The organism is Reinekea sp. G2M2-21 (assembly GCF_015687175.1).
In the GTDB taxonomy this organism is placed as follows: Bacteria; Pseudomonadota; Gammaproteobacteria; order Pseudomonadales; family Natronospirillaceae; genus Reinekea.
In genome coordinates this window covers 96,971-112,419 of record NZ_JADPQG010000005.1, presented here as the reverse complement: position 1 = coordinate 112,419, position 15,449 = coordinate 96,971, and the positions used below count along the sequence as shown (strand labels likewise).

Annotated in this window: 28 protein-coding genes; 2 read left to right on the top strand and 26 right to left on the bottom strand. The window is 47.3% G+C overall.

Annotated features, from left to right (window positions below; genetic code table 11):
* Positions 1–5 precede the first annotated feature (5 nt).
* The 26 genes from rpsK to IYN85_RS17625 all read right to left on the bottom strand — a co-directional run bounded on the left by rpsK (position 6) and on the right by IYN85_RS17625 (position 12,260).
* A complete protein-coding gene (rpsK, locus tag IYN85_RS17750) occupies positions 6–395 on the bottom strand; it encodes a 30S ribosomal protein S11 (protein WP_196160274.1) in 390 nt (129 codons plus the stop codon).
* A 38-nt stretch (positions 396–433) separates the two neighbouring features.
* Positions 434–790, bottom strand: a complete 357-nt coding sequence (rpsM, locus tag IYN85_RS17745; protein ID WP_196160273.1) for a 30S ribosomal protein S13 — start codon at positions 788–790, stop codon at positions 434–436.
* Between the two features lie 134 nt (positions 791–924).
* Complete coding sequence (gene rpmJ / locus IYN85_RS17740; protein WP_008044334.1) at positions 925–1,038, bottom strand: 50S ribosomal protein L36; 114 nt, start codon at positions 1,036–1,038, stop codon at positions 925–927.
* Positions 1,039–1,061: 23 nt separating this feature from the next.
* On the bottom strand, positions 1,062–2,384 hold the full coding sequence (secY, locus tag IYN85_RS17735) for a preprotein translocase subunit SecY (protein WP_196160272.1): 1,323 nt from the start codon (positions 2,382–2,384) through the stop codon (positions 1,062–1,064).
* A gap of 6 nt (positions 2,385–2,390) precedes the next feature.
* A complete protein-coding gene (gene rplO / locus IYN85_RS17730; protein ID WP_196160271.1) occupies positions 2,391–2,825 on the bottom strand; it encodes a 50S ribosomal protein L15 in 435 nt (144 codons plus the stop codon).
* Positions 2,826–2,829: 4 nt separating this feature from the next.
* Positions 2,830–3,015 carry a 50S ribosomal protein L30 gene (gene rpmD / locus IYN85_RS17725; RefSeq protein WP_196160270.1) on the bottom strand — a complete coding sequence of 62 codons (186 nt, stop codon included), beginning with the start codon at positions 3,013–3,015 and terminating at the stop codon, positions 2,830–2,832.
* Positions 3,016–3,018: 3 nt separating this feature from the next.
* Positions 3,019–3,525, bottom strand: coding sequence for a 30S ribosomal protein S5 (rpsE, locus tag IYN85_RS17720; protein WP_196160269.1), 507 nt, complete (start codon positions 3,523–3,525; stop codon positions 3,019–3,021).
* Positions 3,526–3,535: 10 nt separating this feature from the next.
* On the bottom strand, positions 3,536–3,886 hold the full coding sequence (rplR, locus tag IYN85_RS17715; protein WP_196160268.1) for a 50S ribosomal protein L18: 351 nt from the start codon (positions 3,884–3,886) through the stop codon (positions 3,536–3,538).
* Positions 3,887–3,897: 11 nt separating this feature from the next.
* Positions 3,898–4,431 carry a 50S ribosomal protein L6 gene (rplF, locus tag IYN85_RS17710; protein WP_196160267.1) on the bottom strand — a complete coding sequence of 178 codons (534 nt, stop codon included), beginning with the start codon at positions 4,429–4,431 and terminating at the stop codon, positions 3,898–3,900.
* Positions 4,432–4,443: 12 nt separating this feature from the next.
* Complete coding sequence (gene rpsH, locus IYN85_RS17705; RefSeq protein ID WP_196160266.1) at positions 4,444–4,836, bottom strand: 30S ribosomal protein S8; 393 nt, start codon at positions 4,834–4,836, stop codon at positions 4,444–4,446.
* A 74-nt stretch (positions 4,837–4,910) separates the two neighbouring features.
* Positions 4,911–5,216, bottom strand: a complete 306-nt coding sequence (gene rpsN, locus IYN85_RS17700) for a 30S ribosomal protein S14 (protein WP_196160265.1) — start codon at positions 5,214–5,216, stop codon at positions 4,911–4,913.
* 12 nt (positions 5,217–5,228) lie between these two features.
* A complete protein-coding gene (gene rplE, locus IYN85_RS17695) occupies positions 5,229–5,768 on the bottom strand; it encodes a 50S ribosomal protein L5 (protein ID WP_196160264.1) in 540 nt (179 codons plus the stop codon).
* An 11-nt stretch (positions 5,769–5,779) separates the two neighbouring features.
* Positions 5,780–6,106, bottom strand: a complete 327-nt coding sequence (gene rplX, locus IYN85_RS17690) for a 50S ribosomal protein L24 (RefSeq protein WP_196160263.1) — start codon at positions 6,104–6,106, stop codon at positions 5,780–5,782.
* A gap of 54 nt (positions 6,107–6,160) precedes the next feature.
* On the bottom strand, positions 6,161–6,529 hold the full coding sequence (gene rplN, locus IYN85_RS17685; protein WP_196160262.1) for a 50S ribosomal protein L14: 369 nt from the start codon (positions 6,527–6,529) through the stop codon (positions 6,161–6,163).
* 16 nt (positions 6,530–6,545) lie between these two features.
* Positions 6,546–6,806, bottom strand: a complete 261-nt coding sequence (rpsQ, locus tag IYN85_RS17680) for a 30S ribosomal protein S17 (RefSeq protein WP_196160261.1) — start codon at positions 6,804–6,806, stop codon at positions 6,546–6,548.
* A gap of 1 nt (position 6,807) precedes the next feature.
* A complete protein-coding gene (rpmC, locus tag IYN85_RS17675; protein WP_196160260.1) occupies positions 6,808–6,999 on the bottom strand; it encodes a 50S ribosomal protein L29 in 192 nt (63 codons plus the stop codon).
* Entirely contained in the window at positions 6,999–7,412 is a 414-nt protein-coding gene (rplP, locus tag IYN85_RS17670) for a 50S ribosomal protein L16 (protein ID WP_196160259.1), read from the bottom strand. The genes rpmC and rplP overlap by 1 nt, the downstream gene beginning before the upstream one ends.
* Before the next feature lie 11 nt (positions 7,413–7,423).
* The gene (gene rpsC, locus IYN85_RS17665) at positions 7,424–8,110 is read right to left on the bottom strand and encodes a 30S ribosomal protein S3 (protein ID WP_196160258.1); all 687 of its coding nucleotides are present in this window, start codon (positions 8,108–8,110) and stop codon (positions 7,424–7,426) included.
* Positions 8,111–8,125: 15 nt separating this feature from the next.
* Complete coding sequence (rplV, locus tag IYN85_RS17660) at positions 8,126–8,461, bottom strand: 50S ribosomal protein L22 (protein WP_196160257.1); 336 nt, start codon at positions 8,459–8,461, stop codon at positions 8,126–8,128.
* 12 nt (positions 8,462–8,473) lie between these two features.
* The gene (gene rpsS, locus IYN85_RS17655) at positions 8,474–8,749 is read right to left on the bottom strand and encodes a 30S ribosomal protein S19 (RefSeq protein WP_132703083.1); all 276 of its coding nucleotides are present in this window, start codon (positions 8,747–8,749) and stop codon (positions 8,474–8,476) included.
* Between the two features lie 20 nt (positions 8,750–8,769).
* Positions 8,770–9,594 carry a 50S ribosomal protein L2 gene (gene rplB / locus IYN85_RS17650; protein ID WP_196160256.1) on the bottom strand — a complete coding sequence of 275 codons (825 nt, stop codon included), beginning with the start codon at positions 9,592–9,594 and terminating at the stop codon, positions 8,770–8,772.
* Positions 9,595–9,611: 17 nt separating this feature from the next.
* Positions 9,612–9,908 carry a 50S ribosomal protein L23 gene (gene rplW, locus IYN85_RS17645; RefSeq protein WP_196160255.1) on the bottom strand — a complete coding sequence of 99 codons (297 nt, stop codon included), beginning with the start codon at positions 9,906–9,908 and terminating at the stop codon, positions 9,612–9,614.
* Positions 9,905–10,510 (bottom strand): 50S ribosomal protein L4, encoded by a 606-nt coding sequence (gene rplD, locus IYN85_RS17640; protein WP_196160254.1) that lies wholly within the window; start codon positions 10,508–10,510, stop codon positions 9,905–9,907. The genes rplW and rplD overlap by 4 nt, the downstream gene beginning before the upstream one ends.
* Positions 10,511–10,519: 9 nt before the next feature.
* Entirely contained in the window at positions 10,520–11,152 is a 633-nt protein-coding gene (gene rplC / locus IYN85_RS17635; protein ID WP_196160253.1) for a 50S ribosomal protein L3, read from the bottom strand.
* 105 nt (positions 11,153–11,257) lie between these two features.
* Positions 11,258–11,569 (bottom strand): 30S ribosomal protein S10, encoded by a 312-nt coding sequence (rpsJ, locus tag IYN85_RS17630; protein WP_008044356.1) that lies wholly within the window; start codon positions 11,567–11,569, stop codon positions 11,258–11,260.
* A 415-nt stretch (positions 11,570–11,984) separates the two neighbouring features.
* Positions 11,985–12,260, bottom strand: coding sequence for a PspC domain-containing protein (locus IYN85_RS17625; protein WP_196160252.1), 276 nt, complete (start codon positions 12,258–12,260; stop codon positions 11,985–11,987).
* Between the two features lie 316 nt (positions 12,261–12,576).
* Between IYN85_RS17625 and IYN85_RS26480 the strand changes: the two genes are divergently transcribed.
* Positions 12,577–13,830 (top strand): HD-GYP domain-containing protein, encoded by a 1,254-nt coding sequence (locus IYN85_RS26480; protein ID WP_370592225.1) that lies wholly within the window; start codon positions 12,577–12,579, stop codon positions 13,828–13,830.
* 158 nt (positions 13,831–13,988) lie between these two features.
* Positions 13,989–15,434: a cardiolipin synthase gene (gene cls / locus IYN85_RS17615; protein ID WP_196160250.1), complete on the top strand. Its 1,446-nt coding sequence runs from the start codon at positions 13,989–13,991 to the stop codon at positions 15,432–15,434.
* Positions 15,435–15,449: the final 15 nt, after the last annotated feature.

Genomic DNA, 15,449 nt, shown 5'->3' with positions numbered 1-15,449 from the left:
CTTAATTAAACGCGACGCTTTTTAGGCGGGCGACATCCGTTATGGGGAATCGGTGTCACATCAGTAATATTACTGATGCGGTATCCCACCGCGTTTAATGCTCGTACCGCAGATTCACGACCTGGACCTGGACCTTTTACTTCCACATCCAGATTCTTAAGACCATATTCCTGTGCAGCAGTACCGGCTCGCTCAGCGGCGACCTGTGCTGCAAATGGAGTGCTCTTTCGCGATCCACGGAAACCGGAGCCACCAGCAGTTGCCCAACTCAGGGTATTGCCTTGGCGGTCCGTGATGGTCACGATGGTGTTATTAAAAGAAGCATGGATGTGCGCAATGCCATCCGCTACTTGCTTTTTCACCTTCTTTCGTGCCTTCGTACCTGGCTTTGCCATCTTCGATTTCCTATGTAAATAATTTTGTCAAATCAAACTTAACGTTTGATCGGCTTTTTAGGACCTTTACGGGTGCGTGCGTTATTCTTCGTGTTCTGACCGCGAACGGGCAGGTTACGACGATGTCGAATACCACGGTTACAACCCAAATCCATCAAGCGCTTAATATTCATCTGAACGTCTCGGCGCAAATCACCTTCAACAGTGAATTCACCTACCGCAGCGCGGATCTCGTCAAGCTTAGCTTCATCGAGACTAGACACTTTAGTTGTTGGTTCAATACCAACAGACTTACAGATGTCATTAGCACGGGTGCGACCAATACCAAAGATATAGGTCAGGGAAATCACCGCATGCTTATTGTCAGGTATATTGACGCCTGCTATACGGGCCATTCAACTTACTCCGTCTATTAAATAAAATTAGTAGGGCGGGATGCCCTACTAATATGCTTCCCCTCAGAATATGAGGGCGCGAAAGGATAGCGTTAGCTCTTTAAAAAAGCAAGCGCTATCCAAGTAATTGCAAATTACCCTTGACGCTGTTTGTGCTTAGGATCAGAACAGATCACACGCACAGAACCGTTGCGGCGAATAATCTTGCAGTTACGGCAGATCTTCTTTACGGATGCACGTACTTTCATGCTTAACTCCAGTTACCGAGCCTTTAAAAAAGGCCGCCGGTTGATTTCAGGTTTGCCTTCTTCATCAGCGATGAATACTGATGTGACATCAAGTGACTTTGTACTTGCGCCATGAAGTCCATTACAACGACCACTACGATCAACAGTGAGGTACCGCCCAAATAGAACGGAACGTTTGCTGCTATGATCAAGCCCTGAGGCAATAAGGACACAAGAGTGATATACAAAGCACCAAAGAAAGTTAGTCGCGCTGAAACCCCATCGATGTAACGTGAAGTCTGCTCACCCGGGCGAATGCCAGGAATGAAGGCGCCGGAACGCTTCAGATTTTCAGCAACATCTTTAGGATTAAAGGTAACTGCGGTATAGAAGTAACAGAAGAAAACAACCGCTACTGCAAACAATACCAAATAAAGCGGCTGATTCGGACCTAAGATGATCGCCAGGTCTTGCAGCCATTCCATACCTTCTTTTTGTCCAAACCAATTACCCAGTGATGCTGGAAACAGCAAGATACTGGATGCAAAAATTGGTGGAATCACACCAGCCATGTTTACCTTAAGAGGCAAATGACTGCTTTGTGCCTGAAACACTTTACGACCCTGCTGACGCTTGGCGTAATTGATCGTGATGCGACGCTGTCCCCGCTCAATAAAGACGACGAAAGCAACCACAGCCACGGCAAAAATACCGACGACTAACAGTGTAATAATGTTCAGATCACCTAAACGAGCAGACTCGAAGCTTTTACCGATTGCACCTGGAATTCCAGCCACAATACCGGCAAAGATCAACAAGGAGATACCATTACCAATACCACGCTCTGTAATCTGCTCCCCTAACCACATCAGGAACATGGTTCCAGTGGTGAAAGTGACGACGGCTACAAAGTAGAAAGTGAACGTCGCAGAGAACGCGATACCCTGACTCGCCAGACCCGCTGAAATAGCAAACGACTGTACGAGCGCAAGAATCAATGTCAGATAACGGGTGTACTGTGACATCTTACGACGCCCAGCTTCACCATCTTTCTTCAACTGTTCCAGCTGTGGGCTAACGATGGTCAACAACTGCATGATAATTGATGAACTGATATACGGCATAATGCCCAGTGCAAAAATACTCATACGCTCAAGAGAACCACCTGAGAACATGTTAACCATGTCTAGGATTGTCCCTTGCTGACTGTCAAACAACGCCGCTAACTGCTCGGGGTTAATTCCAGGAACCGGGATGTGGGCACCGATCCGGTATACCAGCAATGCCAGCAACACAAATCGAAGGCGAGCCCAAAGCTCGCTCAAACCGCTACCACTGATTCCTGACGGTAGTCCTTGTGTGGTCATTCGAGATTATTCCTCTACTTTGCCGCCTGCTGCTTCAATGGCCGCTTTCGCACCTTTAGTGACTTTTAAGCCTTTTACGGTAACCGCAGACTTAATTTCACCAGAAAGGATCACTCGAGCGCGCTGAATTTTTTCACCGATAACATCGGCCTTTTTCAGAGCTTCGAGATCTACCACATCACCTTCTACCAGCGCCAATTCGTTTAAGCGAATTTCAGCTACATATTGAGCTTGACGAGAGTTAAAACCAAACTTAGGCAAACGACGCTGCAATGGCATCTGGCCGCCTTCAAAACCCGGCTTAACTGAACCGCCTGAACGCGATTTCAAACCTTTGTGACCTCGACCACCAGTCTTACCAAGACCAGAACCGATACCACGACCAACTCGCTTGGATGCTGTTTTTGCACCGTCAGCTGGGCTAATTGTATTCAAAAACATCGTTTTACTCCTCAACGACGCGAACCATATAGTTCACTTTGTTGATCATACCGCGAACCGCGGGAGTATCTTCGAGTTCGCGAACCTGGTTGATTTTGGTCAAACCCAAGCCTTTAACCGACATGCGGTGCTTAGGTTGTGTACCAATCGGGCTCTTGAACAACTGAACTTTTACTGTCTTCTTAGCCATGGTTTACCCCAGAATCTTTTCAACAGACAGGCCACGTTTCGCAGCGATGTCTTCGGGTGAACGCATCAGACTCAGACCCTTAACCGTTGCACGAACAACGTTAGCCGGGTTAGTAGAGCCATAACATTTCGCTAAGATGTTGTGAACACCAGCAACTTCCAATACAGCACGCATTGCACCACCGGCAATAACACCTGTACCTTCAGAAGCAGGCTGCATGTACACCTTAGAACCACCGTGACGTGCGGTTACAGGGTACTGCAACGTGCCGTCCACAATGTTCACTTCAACCATGTTTCTGCGAGCAGAATCCATAGCTTTCTGGATTGCAACAGGTACTTCTTTCGCTTTACCACGACCGAAGCCAACTTTCCCATTACCATCACCAACAACAGTCAAGGCTGTGAAACCGAAGATTCGACCACCCTTAACAACTTTTGCTACACGGTTAACCTGTACTAACTTTTCTTGCAGATCGCCGCCAGCTTGAACTTGATCATTATTCGCCATCATTCACACCTTAGAATTTCAGGCCGCCTTCACGGGCCGCGTCTGCCAAAGCTTTAATTCGACCATGGTATTTGAAACCAGATCGATCAAAAGCCACTTCTTCTACACCTGCTGCTTTCGCACGCTCAGCAATCAGACCACCAACTTTCGCTGCTGCTTCTGTATTGCCAGTTGCGCCAGAACGGATAGATTCGTCCAAGGTTGACGCGCTTGCGACAACTTGGGAACCGTTCGGAGCAATAATCTGCGCGTAGATGTGCTGGTTTGAACGTGAAACGCACAAACGGTTGACACCTAATTCGCTGATTTTTACACGACTGCGGCGAGCACGGCGTATACGGGAAATTTTCTTTTCGCTCATAACCTATGCCCTTACTTTTTCTTAGCTTCTTTACGACGAACGTATTCGTCAGCGTAACGGACACCCTTGCCTTTATATGGCTCTGGCGGACGGAATGCGCGAATTTCAGCCGCTGCTTGACCCAACAACTGCTTGTCGGCACTTTTCAGTACGATTTCAGTGTTACTTGGGGTTTCTGCAGTCACGCCTTCTGGTAACGCATAGTCTACCGGGTGTGAAAAGCCGAGTGTCAAATTGACGGACTTGCCTTCGGCTTTCGCACGATAACCAACACCGTTCAACTGCAGCTTCTTTTCAAAACCAGCAGTAACACCTACGACCATATTATTTACCAACGCGCGCATTGTACCTGACATTGCGTGGGCGATTTTACCGCCGTCACGTGGTGCAAACGTTAACGCATCACCTTCCTGCTTAATTTCAACAGAAGCGTGAAGAGCCTGAGTAAGGGTGGTTTTGCCACCTTTAACAGTGATTGAATCCGCGTCCAACTTAACTTCAACACCAGCAGGGATTGCGACAGGAGATTTTGCTATTCGAGACATTGCTATTTCTCCTTAGAATACTTCACAAAGTACTTCACCACCGATACCAGCAGAACGAGCTGCGCGATCAGTCATGACGCCTTTAGAAGTAGAGACAATTGCAACGCCCAAACCACCTGATACCTTAGGCAGATCCTGTGCACCGCGGTATTGACGCAGTCCAGGACGGGAGATTCGTTTAATAGATTCGATAACCGGCTTACCTTCGAAATATTTCAAATCGATGGTCATTACTTTCTTTACATCGCCTTCAACAGCGAATCCAGAAATAAAACCTTCAGATTTCAATACTTCAGCAACCGCGACCTTCTGCTTAGAAGAAGGCAGAGCGACTGCAGCATGGCCGGAACGCTGTGCGTTACGAATACGCGTGAACATATCCGCAAGCGTATCTTGCATACTCATGTGAAATATAACCTCTTTGTACAGCGAAACGCGGTAGCCGGGAGTTCGAAAACCCCCAGCCCAGACCGTTTAGCTTACCAACTTGCTTTTTTAAGCCCCGGAACATTGCCCAACATGGCTTGTTCACGAAGCATGTTACGAGATAGCCCAAACTTACGGTAAACCGCGTGTGGACGACCCGTCACCTGACAACGGCGCTGCATTCTAACAGGACTTGCGTCTTTTGGAAGCTTTTGCAGTGCAATTTGTGCTTCCCAAACTTCTTCATCAGAAGAATTTGGGTTTTTGATGATCGCTTTTAAGCTTGCACGCTTAGTTGCGAACTTAGCTACAGTCTTGGCACGCTTAGCTTCGCGAGCCTTCATACTCTCTTTAGCCATGAACCTTACCCCTTAGCTTTTGAACGGGAAGGACAACGCTTTCAACAGAGCGCGGCCTTCATCATTGGTGCGTGCAGTAGTAGTGATAGTAATATCCATACCACGCAGTTTATCTACCTTGTCATATTCAATTTCAGGGAAGATGATCTGCTCTTTAACACCCATGCTGTAGTTGCCACGACCGTCGAATGACTTCGGGTTTATACCACGAAAGTCACGTACACGCGGCAGTGAGATGTCAACTAAACGATCCAGGAATTCCCACATACGCTCTTTGCGCAGGGTAACCTTGGCACCGATCGGCCAACCTTCACGAATTTTGAAGCCAGCAACGGACTTACGCGCGTTGGTCACAACAATCTTCTGACCAGCAATCGCTTCTAAGTCTTTCACAGCGCTTTCGAGCTGCTTCTTGTCGCCAATCGCCTCACCAACACCCATGTTCAAGGTAACCTTGGTGATACGAGGAACTTCCATTACGTTCTTGTATCCGAACTCTTCTTGAAGCTTGGATACAACTTCAGATTTGTATAGATCTTTAAGTCTAGACATAGTCGTACCCCTTACTCACCAATGACTTTCTTAGTGGATTTAAAGATTCGAACTTTTTTACCATCTTTCACTTCAAAGCCAACACGGTCGCCCTTGCTGGTTTCTGAGTTGAAGATTGCAACGTTCGAAGCAGCGATAGGCGCTTCCTTCTCAACGATACCACCTTGGATACCTGCCTGAGGGTTCGGCTTGGTGTGCTTTTTGATCATGTTCACACCAGAGACAACAAACTTGTCTCCCTTCTTGTCGTCAATAATCACCTTAGTGATCTTGCCGCGCTTGCCTTTATCTTTACCGGCGATAACGACGACTTCGTCGCCTTTAATCAATTTACGCATTATTTCTCTCCACTTCCTGCTACCGTCTCGTAACAAAAAGCCCCGAAGGGGCTTTTATAGTACTTCCGGCGCCAGGGAAATGATTTTCATGAATTTTTCAGTACGCAATTCGCGAGTGACAGGGCCGAAGATACGAGTACCAATCGGCGCGTTATTCGCGTTTAACAATACTGCTGAGTTCGTGTCGAAACGGATAATAGATCCATCAGGACGGCGAACACCTTTTTTAGTGCGAACCACAACTGCGTTCATCACTTGGCCTTTCTTAACTTTGCCGCGAGGAATGGCTTCCTTCACAGAAACTTTAATCAAGTCACCAATGTGAGCATAACGACGGTGTGAACCACCCAAAACTTTAATACATTGGACGCGTTTAGCACCGCTGTTGTCAGCTACATCCAATACGGATTCTGTTTGGATCATCTCTCAAACTCCCGAATTAAACGCGGACTGCGCGTTCGTCGATACTAACCAGCCGCCAAGTCTTTGTCTTGGACATAGGACGGCACTCTTCGACAGTTACGTAATCGCCGATGCTGCACTCATTCTTTTCATCATGAGCGTGCACCTTAGTAGAACGCTTAACGAATTTCCCGTAAATCGGGTGCTTCACTTTGCGCTCAAGCAATACAGTAATTGTCTTGTCAGCTTTATTACTGACAACTTGACCTGTTACGGTACGAGCTGTTTGTTCAGACATATTAAGCACCTGCCTTCTCGTTCAATACAGTTTTCACACGAGCAATGTCCTTACGAACCTGGCCCAGCAAATGCGTCTGATTCAACTGTCCAGTCGCTTTTTGCATGCGATACTTAAATTGATCGCGAAGCAAGTCCAACAGCGTGCTGTTCAGCTCTTCAACAGACTTTTCACGAAGATCTTTACCGTTCATCACATCACCTGTCGCTTAACGAAAGCTGTTGCTACCGGAATTTTTGCAGCGGCTAAAGCAAAGGCTTCGCGTGCAATCTCTTCAGAAACACCTTCCATTTCGTATAGAACTTTACCTGGCTGAATCTGGCAAACCCAGTATTCAACGTTACCCTTACCTTTACCCTGACGCACTTCAAGAGGCTTCTGAGTAATTGGCTTATCAGGGAATACGCGAATCCAGATTTTACCGCCACGTTTAATATGACGAGTCATCGCACGACGCGCGGCTTCGATCTGACGAGCAGTAATTCGGCCACGACCTGTCGCTTTCAGTGCGTATTCACCGAAGCTTACTTTACTTCCGCGTTGAGCCAGACCACGATTGCGGCCTTTCATCATCTTGCGGAATTTTGTACGTTTTGGCTGTAACATCTACGTACCCCTTATCGCTTAGCGTTTTTCTTAGGTGCGGCTTTAGCTTTGGCACGAACTTCTTCGATACCACCTAAAACTTCACCCTTGAAAATCCAGACTTTAACGCCGATAACACCATAAGTCGTGTTAGCTTCGGCAGTCGCGTAATCGATGTCGGCACGCAATGTGTGCAACGGCACTCGACCTTCCAGGTACCACTCTGAACGAGCAATTTCAGCACCGCCTAAGCGGCCACTTACCTGAACACGGATACCCTGTGCACCAGAACGCATCGCATTTTGCATCGCACGCTTCATAGCGCGACGGAACATAACACGACGTTCAAGCTGCCCAGCAATAGACTGAGCAACAAGCTTACCGTCCAGATCTGGCTTACGAATCTCTTCGATGTTGATATGAACAGGAATGCCCATCATCTTGGTCAAATCTTGACGCAAAACTTCAACATCTTCACCTTTCTTACCGATCACGATACCAGGACGTGCGGTATGAATGGAGATCTTCGCGTTCTGCGCAGGACGTTCAATAACGATCTTGCTAACAGAAGCCTTCTCTAATTTCTTTTCTAAATAGCTTCGAACTTCAATGTCGTTCAACAGCTTCTCAGAATACGTATCTGAACCTGCATACCAGACCGAATTATGGTCTTTAACGATGCCGAGTCGGATACCAGTCGGATGAACCTTTTGACCCATTTGAACTTTCTCCTATTAATTCTGCTCGGCAACTTTAACCGTAATGTGGCTCGTACGTTTTAAGATACGATCCGCTCGGCCTTTCGCACGTGGTCGAATACGCTTCATTGTCATACCTTCGTCAACGAAGATAGTAGAAACCGTTAATTCGTCTACGTCCGCACCATTGTTGTGCTCAGCGTTTGCAATTGCAGACTCTAAAACTTTCTTAACCAGGTCAGCGCCTTTTTTAGGACTGAACGTTAAAATGTCTAAAGCATCAGCAACCGACTTACCGCGAATCATATCCGCAATTAATCGGCCCTTCTGAGCAGACAGACGCGCACCGCGTAATACAGCTTGTGTTTCCATCTCATCTACCCCTTATCGCTTAGCCTTTTTGTCCGCAGCATGACCCTTGTAAGTTCGAGTCAATGCAAACTCGCCCAACTTGTGTCCAACCATATCTTCGGTTACAAACACAGGTACATGTTGACGGCCATTATGGACTGCAAAGGTCAACCCAACGAAATCTGGGAAGATTGTGGAGCGACGTGACCAAGTTTTAATAGGTCGCTTTTCGCCCGCTTCCAGTGCAGCCTCTACCTTTTTCATCAAGTGCAGGTCTACAAATGGACCTTTCTTAAGTGAACGTGGCACAGCCTTTTCCTCTTAATTAATTACTTAGAACGACGACGTACGATGTATTTATCGGTACGCTTGTTCTTACGAGTTTTGTAACCCTTGGTTGGAACACCCCAAGGAGTAACTGGGTGACGGCCACCAGAAGTACGGCCTTCACCACCACCGTGTGGGTGGTCTACCGGGTTCATTGCAACACCACGAACCGTTGGACGAATACCACGCCAACGTGACGCACCAGCTTTACCCAATTGACGTAAGCTGTGCTCAGAGTTGCTAACTTCACCCAAAGTAGCGCGGCAATCCGCCAATACTTTGCGCATTTCACCAGAACGCAAACGCAAAGTTGCATAAGCACCTTCACGGGCAACCAACTGAATGGAAGTACCGGCTGAGCGAGCCAACTGGCCGCCTTTACCTGGCTTCAATTCAACATTATGCACTACCGAACCGACCGGCATGCTACGTAATGGCATGCTGTTACCGATTTTGATAGGAGCGTGCTCACCAGAGATCACTTGATCACCAGCTTTCAGGCCATTTGGAGCCAGAATATAGCGACGCTCACCATCGGCATAACAAACCAATGCGATGTGTGCGGAACGGTTAGGGTCGTATTCAAGACGCTCAACTTTAGCATTGATACCGTCTTTGTTGCGCTTAAAGTCAACCAGACGATAGTGATGCTTGTGACCGCCACCAATGTGACGAGTCGTGATGCGACCGTTGTTGTTACGACCACCGGATTTGGACTTCTTCTCAACCAAAGCAGCGAGAGGCGCACCTTTGTGCAACTCTACATTTACTATTTTGGTCAGGTGACGACGTCCTGCTGACGTCGGTTTTGCTTTGACAATTGCCATTGCTCGAAACCCCTACCTTATTCTGCTGCCAGGAAATCGATTTCCTGACCTTCAGCTAGTCGAACGTATGCTTTTTTCAAATCACTACGCTTGCCAACGCCGCGCTGAGTGCGCTTAGTTTTGCCCTTTTGATTCAGGGTACGTACTGATTGAACTTTAACGTCGAACAATTGCTCAACAGCCTTTTTGATTTCCGGTTTAGTAGCATCATTTGCCACACGGAAAACATACTGACTATTGCCTTCAGCTACGATAGTCGCTTTCTCGGAGATATGCGGACCGAAAACGACCTGATAGATACGCTCCTGGTTCATGCGAACACCTCCTGCAACTTCGCTATCGCTGCAACAGTCACTACAACTTTGTCGTAAGCAACCAGGTTAACTGGGTTAACACCAGCAACATCGCTTACTTCAACGTGAGGAACGTTACGAGCTGACAGATAAAGGTTCTGATCAACTTCATCAGCAATAATCAACGCATTAGAAACATTGATATCTTTCATTTTCGCCAGGAAAGCTTTTGTTTTTGGCGCGTCGAATTTCAACTCTTCAACAACAACCAAACGCTCCTGACGGACCAGCTCAGACAAGATCGACTTCATCGCACCGCGATACATCTTCTTGTTAACTTTCTGAGACCAATCTTGCTTAGAGCGCGCAAAAGTGTGACCACCGCCAACCCAAATAGGTGAACGGATAGTACCAGCACGAGCACGGCCCGTACCCTTTTGACGCCAAGGCTTAGCACCACCGCCAGCAACATCTGAACGACTTTTGGTTGACACAGAACCTTGACGGGCACCCGCCAGGTAAGCTGTAACTACCTGATGCACTAAAGCTTCGTTAAAATCTTTGCCAAAGGTCGCTTCGTTTAACTCAACCTTGGACTTAGCGTTTGCAACTTGAATATCCATTGCTTCCCCTTAGCCTTTCACTGCTGGTTGAACGAATACGTGTGAGCCGGTTGCACCCGGAACAGCACCTTTGATGAGCAGCAAATTGCGCTCTACGTCGACACGAACAACTTCCAAAGACTGAGTTGTTGTACGTACCGCACCCATGTGACCTGCCATTTTCTTACCTTTCCAGACACGACCAGGCGTCTGACACTGACCGATAGAACCGGGAGCGCGGTGAGAAAGGGAGTTACCGTGAGTGGCGTCTTGCATGCTGAAGTTGTGGCGCTTGATCGCACCAGCGAAACCTTTACCCTTGGAGGTTCCAGTCACATCAACTTTCTGACCCGCAGCGAACAATTCAACAGTCAACTCTTTACCCGCTTCATATTCTGAAGCATCAGCAACTGTAAATTCACGAGTCAATACACCCATTTCGACATTAGCTTTCGCAAAATGACCTGCTTCTGCTTTGCTAATTTGATTTGCACGCTTTTTGCCAGCGGTTAACTGAACAGCGACATAGCCATCTGTATCGGCAGTTTTCACCTGCGCAATACGGTTTGGCTCAACCTCTAAGACCGTTACAGGAACTGAAGCACCTTCTTCTGTGAAGACGCGCGTCATACCCGCTTTTCGGCCTATCAAACCAATAGACATTCTAATTTCCTCTATGTACGGGGCTAAAACCCGCTATGGCCGCCCAAATATTGCCTTTCGACAAAGCCTGGGCCGTTACAGTAGAGACTTCTACTAAAGTCCGGATTAACCTAAGCTAATCTGGATATCCACACCTGCTGCCAAATCCAACTTACGCAGTGCATCGACTGTTTTTTCAGTTGGTTCGACAATATCCAGCATGCGCTTGTGAGTACGAATTTCGTACTGATCACGCGCATCTTTATTCACGTGCGGAGAGATCAGCACAGTGAAACGTTCTTTGCGAGTAGGGAGTGGAATAGGACCACGCACCTGCGCGCCTGTACGCTTCGCTGTGTCGACAATTTCTTGAGTCGACGCATCGATCAATCGATGATCGAATGCCTTCAAGCGAATTCTGATCTTTTGGTTCTGCATGTGACCAAAGCTCCAAGATTGTTAAACAGCGTTTATACCCTCAAATTTGAGGGAGGCGTATTGTATGTATCTTGTACACTGCTGTCAATCGCGATACTCATTTAAAAAAACCATGCGAAAACAATCAGTTACGAAGGTAAACCGCCAGTGATACAATAATTTACATATAGCCAAAGAACAAAGATTGCTATGCAGGCCGCTCTCGAAGGGAAATAAAGGTGGAATGCAAATGGCAAAGAAAGGCCACTTTAATAAGCATGAAGCAGCAAGCCCTAACGATCATCCACCAACCGCCAACTATCAAAGTACAAGTTTGCGAATTGCAGGACTGGCCATTCACTTCAGAACACATGTTGCGGGACAGTAACGATCCCGCCGCAACAACCGCAGGCGGGTTCGCTACCCAGCTTATTCACTACTTCTGTGAAATACCGTCTGGCGCAGGCGCTAGAAACAACCACGCAATGGCGTACACAAGCATCGATGTTCCCGCAGAGAATAACAAGCTAGCGAGAAAGATTAACCTGAGGACGCCTTTATCTACCTCGACGTAATCAGCCACACCAGCACAGACGCCCGCCAGCTTGCCATCTTCAACATTTCGATACAAACCAATGTCATACCCTCTTTTGCGCTTACCTTCCAAAAAAGCCGACTTTGTTTTGAACTCAGATTCAGTATGCGTAGACATATTCTTCTCCTATATTTAATCCAACCTACTTAGTCTTGCTTATCAACTTACATGCCAGAACGCATTCTTCAATTGAATCAAGGAGTTAGCGGCATCTAGTGCATTGACGCTTTGTTATTTGGTCAAATTCGTCACCCCAGGTAGCTCATTTGGCCAAACTCAGATTTTATTTACTTTCACGCCCACCAGGCAAAAGTGCTCAAATTTGCAACGCTTCTGCCGACAACCTGTTACATTTTGCAGGCACCCATACTACTGTTTCGCGCTCAAAAACGTGATACAGTTAACGGGTTTCCATTTTGGATGACGGGATTTTGTGAGCCAGTTTGCAACTCGAATAAATGATACGACCATTAAAGTTTCAACAAATCTGTTGAAGCCGGGCATGTTCGTTTGTCGTTTAGATCGACCTTGGCTGGGTACACCTTTCCTCATGCAAGGCTTCTTAATTCAGTCACCCTCTGAATTGCGACAAATCCGCGACCTCTGTGACCAGGTCTATGTCGATACCAGCAAAAGCTTGGTTCAACTGACAACGGATAAATCCAAACGCGGTTTATTTGGGCGCCGACAAATCGATGAAATTGTCGAGTTTTCGCCTAATCTCGACCGGGATTTGGCTCGTTCCGGCATCCGCAGCGCGTTGCCCGCCTATAGCGACACGTTTAAGATCCTCAAGAGCTGCTTTAAAGCGTACAGCCAAAATCAGCTGATAGACGCGGTGGCACTCGAAAAGCAGGTCGCCACTTGCCTCGAAGCCGTGATGCAAGACACGTCCGCCATGGCTTGGTTGTCCCGCGTAAAAACTCACAACCATTACACCAGCGAGCACTCAATGCATGTAAGCCTTCTGGCAATGGTATTTGCCATTCATTGTGGCTGGTCGAAAGAAGAGGCACGTACCGCAGGCTTGGCTGGGCTGTTATTTGACTTGGGCAAAATTAAAGTACCTCGACAGATTTTAATGAAACCAGGTGCTCTGACAGAGAGCGAATGGCAACTGATACATGATCACCCCAAATGGGGTCGTTACTATCTGGAAAAGTCTGGTTTCAACCTGGATGTGATCAATGCGGCCTATTACCACCACGAACGCCCAGATGGCACCGGCTACCCGGTAAAGCGTGTTGGGGGTCAAGCACCATTAATAGCCCGGCTCATTCATATTCTCGACGCCTATGACGCCATGATCAGCTATCGCCCCTACGCGCAGCAACGAACCGTCTTTGAAGCAACCAAGGTACTATATCGTGGTCGTAACACCGAATTTGACGCTAAGCTAGTCGATCAATTCATCGAGATGCTGGGCGTGTTCCCCGTTGGAACCCTTGTTGAACTGAGCAGTGGCGAAGTTGCCGTGGTCATCGGTCAAAACAACGATGCTCGCCTGTTGCCGAAAATTTCTATTATTCGTGATCGCAACAAAAACCCTGTGAAAGAAACCGTCGCAAATTTAAAAGATATTCGAGATTCGCAAGGAAGACCTAGGGTTCGGGTGAAGAGCATGTTGCATGACGGAAGCTATGGTATTTTTATGCAAGACTATACGCGTCAATTGTTGGTCAGCTAACTTCAAATATAAAACCAAGTTCCATTATTCCACTCACATTCTCAAACCGAACGTTATCTTTCGGTATAGAATGCACGCTGGCTATTGCCAGACATCCGTTAAACGGTGTTAACCTTATTCGTCACTAAGGATGCAATGCAGGGAATAGAACACAAACTATGAATTGGGATTGGTTACTAAAACTTGGCTTAATCATTTACGGCCTACTCATTTTTGCCCTCAGCCTGCGTATTCTCATGAAACGCCGCCCCGTAGGTGTCACGCTTGCCTGGTTGCTCTTCCTTTATATTCTCCCCGGCCTTGGTCTTTTCTTCTATCTGCTCTTCGGAGAGCGATACTTGGGTCGAATACGTGCCCGACGGGCCAATCAGCAGTTTCAGTACTACTCACTATGGCTGCAGAGGATACTGGTCACTCAACAGACCAGCCTGCCGACAACCGCTGTTGTGCGTCCCGTCATGGAACTGACCCGGGGCAGCATTGGCATGCCTGTCATATCTGGAAGCCAATGGCAGCTATTTTCCGAAGCTCCCGAAGTCTTCCATACATTGATCAATGACATTAATGACGCCAAAGAAACTATTTTCTTTGAATTCTATATTTTGGAAGCTAAAGGCAGTGTGGAACCAGTATTGGCGGCACTTGAGTCTGCAGTTGGCAGAGGCGTCCATGTCAACCTGATCTTGGACAGTGTTGGCTCCAATCGCTTCCTGCGCAGCAGCCGCTGCCAACAAATGCGTGACCAAGGCATTCGCATATTGGATGCATTACATGCCAACTACTTACGGATGACCCTGCGGAGACAAGATCTACGACAACATCGAAAACTCATCGCTATCGACAATAGAATCGCTTATACCGGTTCGATGAATCTAGCCGATCCAGTCTTTTTTAAAACCAAGTCCGGTGTTGGTCCGTGGGTTGATGTTATGGTGAGACTGGAAGGTGACATTACCAAGATCATTCAGGGCACATTGATTTTTGATTGGGAAATGGAAACTGGAATACGTCTGGAAAAACATCTGGACTGGCCAACGTTTGAACATACTTCTGACTCTAATCAGATGCAACTATTACCCAGTGGTCCAGCCCTGGATGAGGAAATTCTGCTACAGGTTCTGCTTACGGCGATTCACAACGCCCAACGCAGTGTCATCATTACCACACCCTATTTTGTGCCAGACGAGGCGCTACTACAGGCATTGAAGTCCGCCGCCAAACGAGGGTTGGATGTAACCTTGATTGTACCCAGAAAAAATGACAGTAAACTGGCCCAATACGCTGGGCGTTCGTTCTATCACGAGCTGCTGGTTGCAGGTGTCCAATTACTGCGTTTTAATGGTGGTTTGCTGCACAGCAAAACGGTAATTATCGACGATCATCTGGTCTTGATTGGGTCTGTAAATCTAGACATGAGATCTATTTGGCTTAACTTCGAAGCCACACTTATTGTCGATGATGCCCGGTTTTGTCAGGCGCTACTCAAAATTATTGACGAATACAGCAAGCAGTCGGAACCACTATACTTAAACGTCTGGCAAAAGCGCGCATACGCCAGACGCGTTCTGGAAAATATCGCCCAGTTAGCGAGCCCTCTGCTGTAAGTACAATACTCGTCA

Bases quoted from the DNA above. Each gene is read 5' to 3' on its own strand.
- rpsK (WP_196160274.1), bottom strand. From the start codon at position 395: ATGGCAAAGCCAGGTACGAAGGCACGAAAGAAGGTGAAAAAGCAAGTA.
- rpsM (WP_196160273.1), bottom strand. From the start codon at position 790: ATGGCCCGTATAGCAGGCGTCAATATACCTGACAATAAGCATGCGGTG.
- rpmJ (WP_008044334.1), bottom strand. From the start codon at position 1,038: ATGAAAGTACGTGCATCCGTAAAGAAGATCTGCCGTAACTGCAAGATT.
- secY (WP_196160272.1), bottom strand. From the start codon at position 2,384: ATGACCACACAAGGACTACCGTCAGGAATCAGTGGTAGCGGTTTGAGC.
- rplO (WP_196160271.1), bottom strand. From the start codon at position 2,825: ATGTTTTTGAATACAATTAGCCCAGCTGACGGTGCAAAAACAGCATCC.
- rpmD (WP_196160270.1), bottom strand. From the start codon at position 3,015: ATGGCTAAGAAGACAGTAAAAGTTCAGTTGTTCAAGAGCCCGATTGGT.
- rpsE (WP_196160269.1), bottom strand. From the start codon at position 3,525: ATGGCGAATAATGATCAAGTTCAAGCTGGCGGCGATCTGCAAGAAAAG.
- rplR (WP_196160268.1), bottom strand. From the start codon at position 3,886: ATGAGCGAAAAGAAAATTTCCCGTATACGCCGTGCTCGCCGCAGTCGT.
- rplF (WP_196160267.1), bottom strand. From the start codon at position 4,431: ATGTCTCGAATAGCAAAATCTCCTGTCGCAATCCCTGCTGGTGTTGAA.
- rpsH (WP_196160266.1), bottom strand. From the start codon at position 4,836: ATGAGTATGCAAGATACGCTTGCGGATATGTTCACGCGTATTCGTAAC.
- rpsN (WP_196160265.1), bottom strand. From the start codon at position 5,216: ATGGCTAAAGAGAGTATGAAGGCTCGCGAAGCTAAGCGTGCCAAGACT.
- rplE (WP_196160264.1), bottom strand. From the start codon at position 5,768: ATGTCTAGACTTAAAGATCTATACAAATCTGAAGTTGTATCCAAGCTT.
- rplX (WP_196160263.1), bottom strand. From the start codon at position 6,106: ATGCGTAAATTGATTAAAGGCGACGAAGTCGTCGTTATCGCCGGTAAA.
- rplN (WP_196160262.1), bottom strand. From the start codon at position 6,529: ATGATCCAAACAGAATCCGTATTGGATGTAGCTGACAACAGCGGTGCT.
- rpsQ (WP_196160261.1), bottom strand. From the start codon at position 6,806: ATGTCTGAACAAACAGCTCGTACCGTAACAGGTCAAGTTGTCAGTAAT.
- rpmC (WP_196160260.1), bottom strand. From the start codon at position 6,999: ATGAACGGTAAAGATCTTCGTGAAAAGTCTGTTGAAGAGCTGAACAGC.
- rplP (WP_196160259.1), bottom strand. From the start codon at position 7,412: ATGTTACAGCCAAAACGTACAAAATTCCGCAAGATGATGAAAGGCCGC.
- rpsC (WP_196160258.1), bottom strand. From the start codon at position 8,110: ATGGGTCAAAAGGTTCATCCGACTGGTATCCGACTCGGCATCGTTAAA.
- rplV (WP_196160257.1), bottom strand. From the start codon at position 8,461: ATGGAAACACAAGCTGTATTACGCGGTGCGCGTCTGTCTGCTCAGAAG.
- rplB (WP_196160256.1), bottom strand. From the start codon at position 9,594: ATGGCAATTGTCAAAGCAAAACCGACGTCAGCAGGACGTCGTCACCTG.
- rplW (WP_196160255.1), bottom strand. From the start codon at position 9,908: ATGAACCAGGAGCGTATCTATCAGGTCGTTTTCGGTCCGCATATCTCC.
- rplD (WP_196160254.1), bottom strand. From the start codon at position 10,510: ATGGATATTCAAGTTGCAAACGCTAAGTCCAAGGTTGAGTTAAACGAA.
- rplC (WP_196160253.1), bottom strand. From the start codon at position 11,152: ATGTCTATTGGTTTGATAGGCCGAAAAGCGGGTATGACGCGCGTCTTC.
- rpsJ (WP_008044356.1), bottom strand. From the start codon at position 11,569: ATGCAGAACCAAAAGATCAGAATTCGCTTGAAGGCATTCGATCATCGA.
- IYN85_RS17625 (WP_196160252.1), bottom strand. From the start codon at position 12,260: ATGTCTACGCATACTGAATCTGAGTTCAAAACAAAGTCGGCTTTTTTG.
- cls (WP_196160250.1), top strand. From the start codon at position 13,989: ATGAATTGGGATTGGTTACTAAAACTTGGCTTAATCATTTACGGCCTA.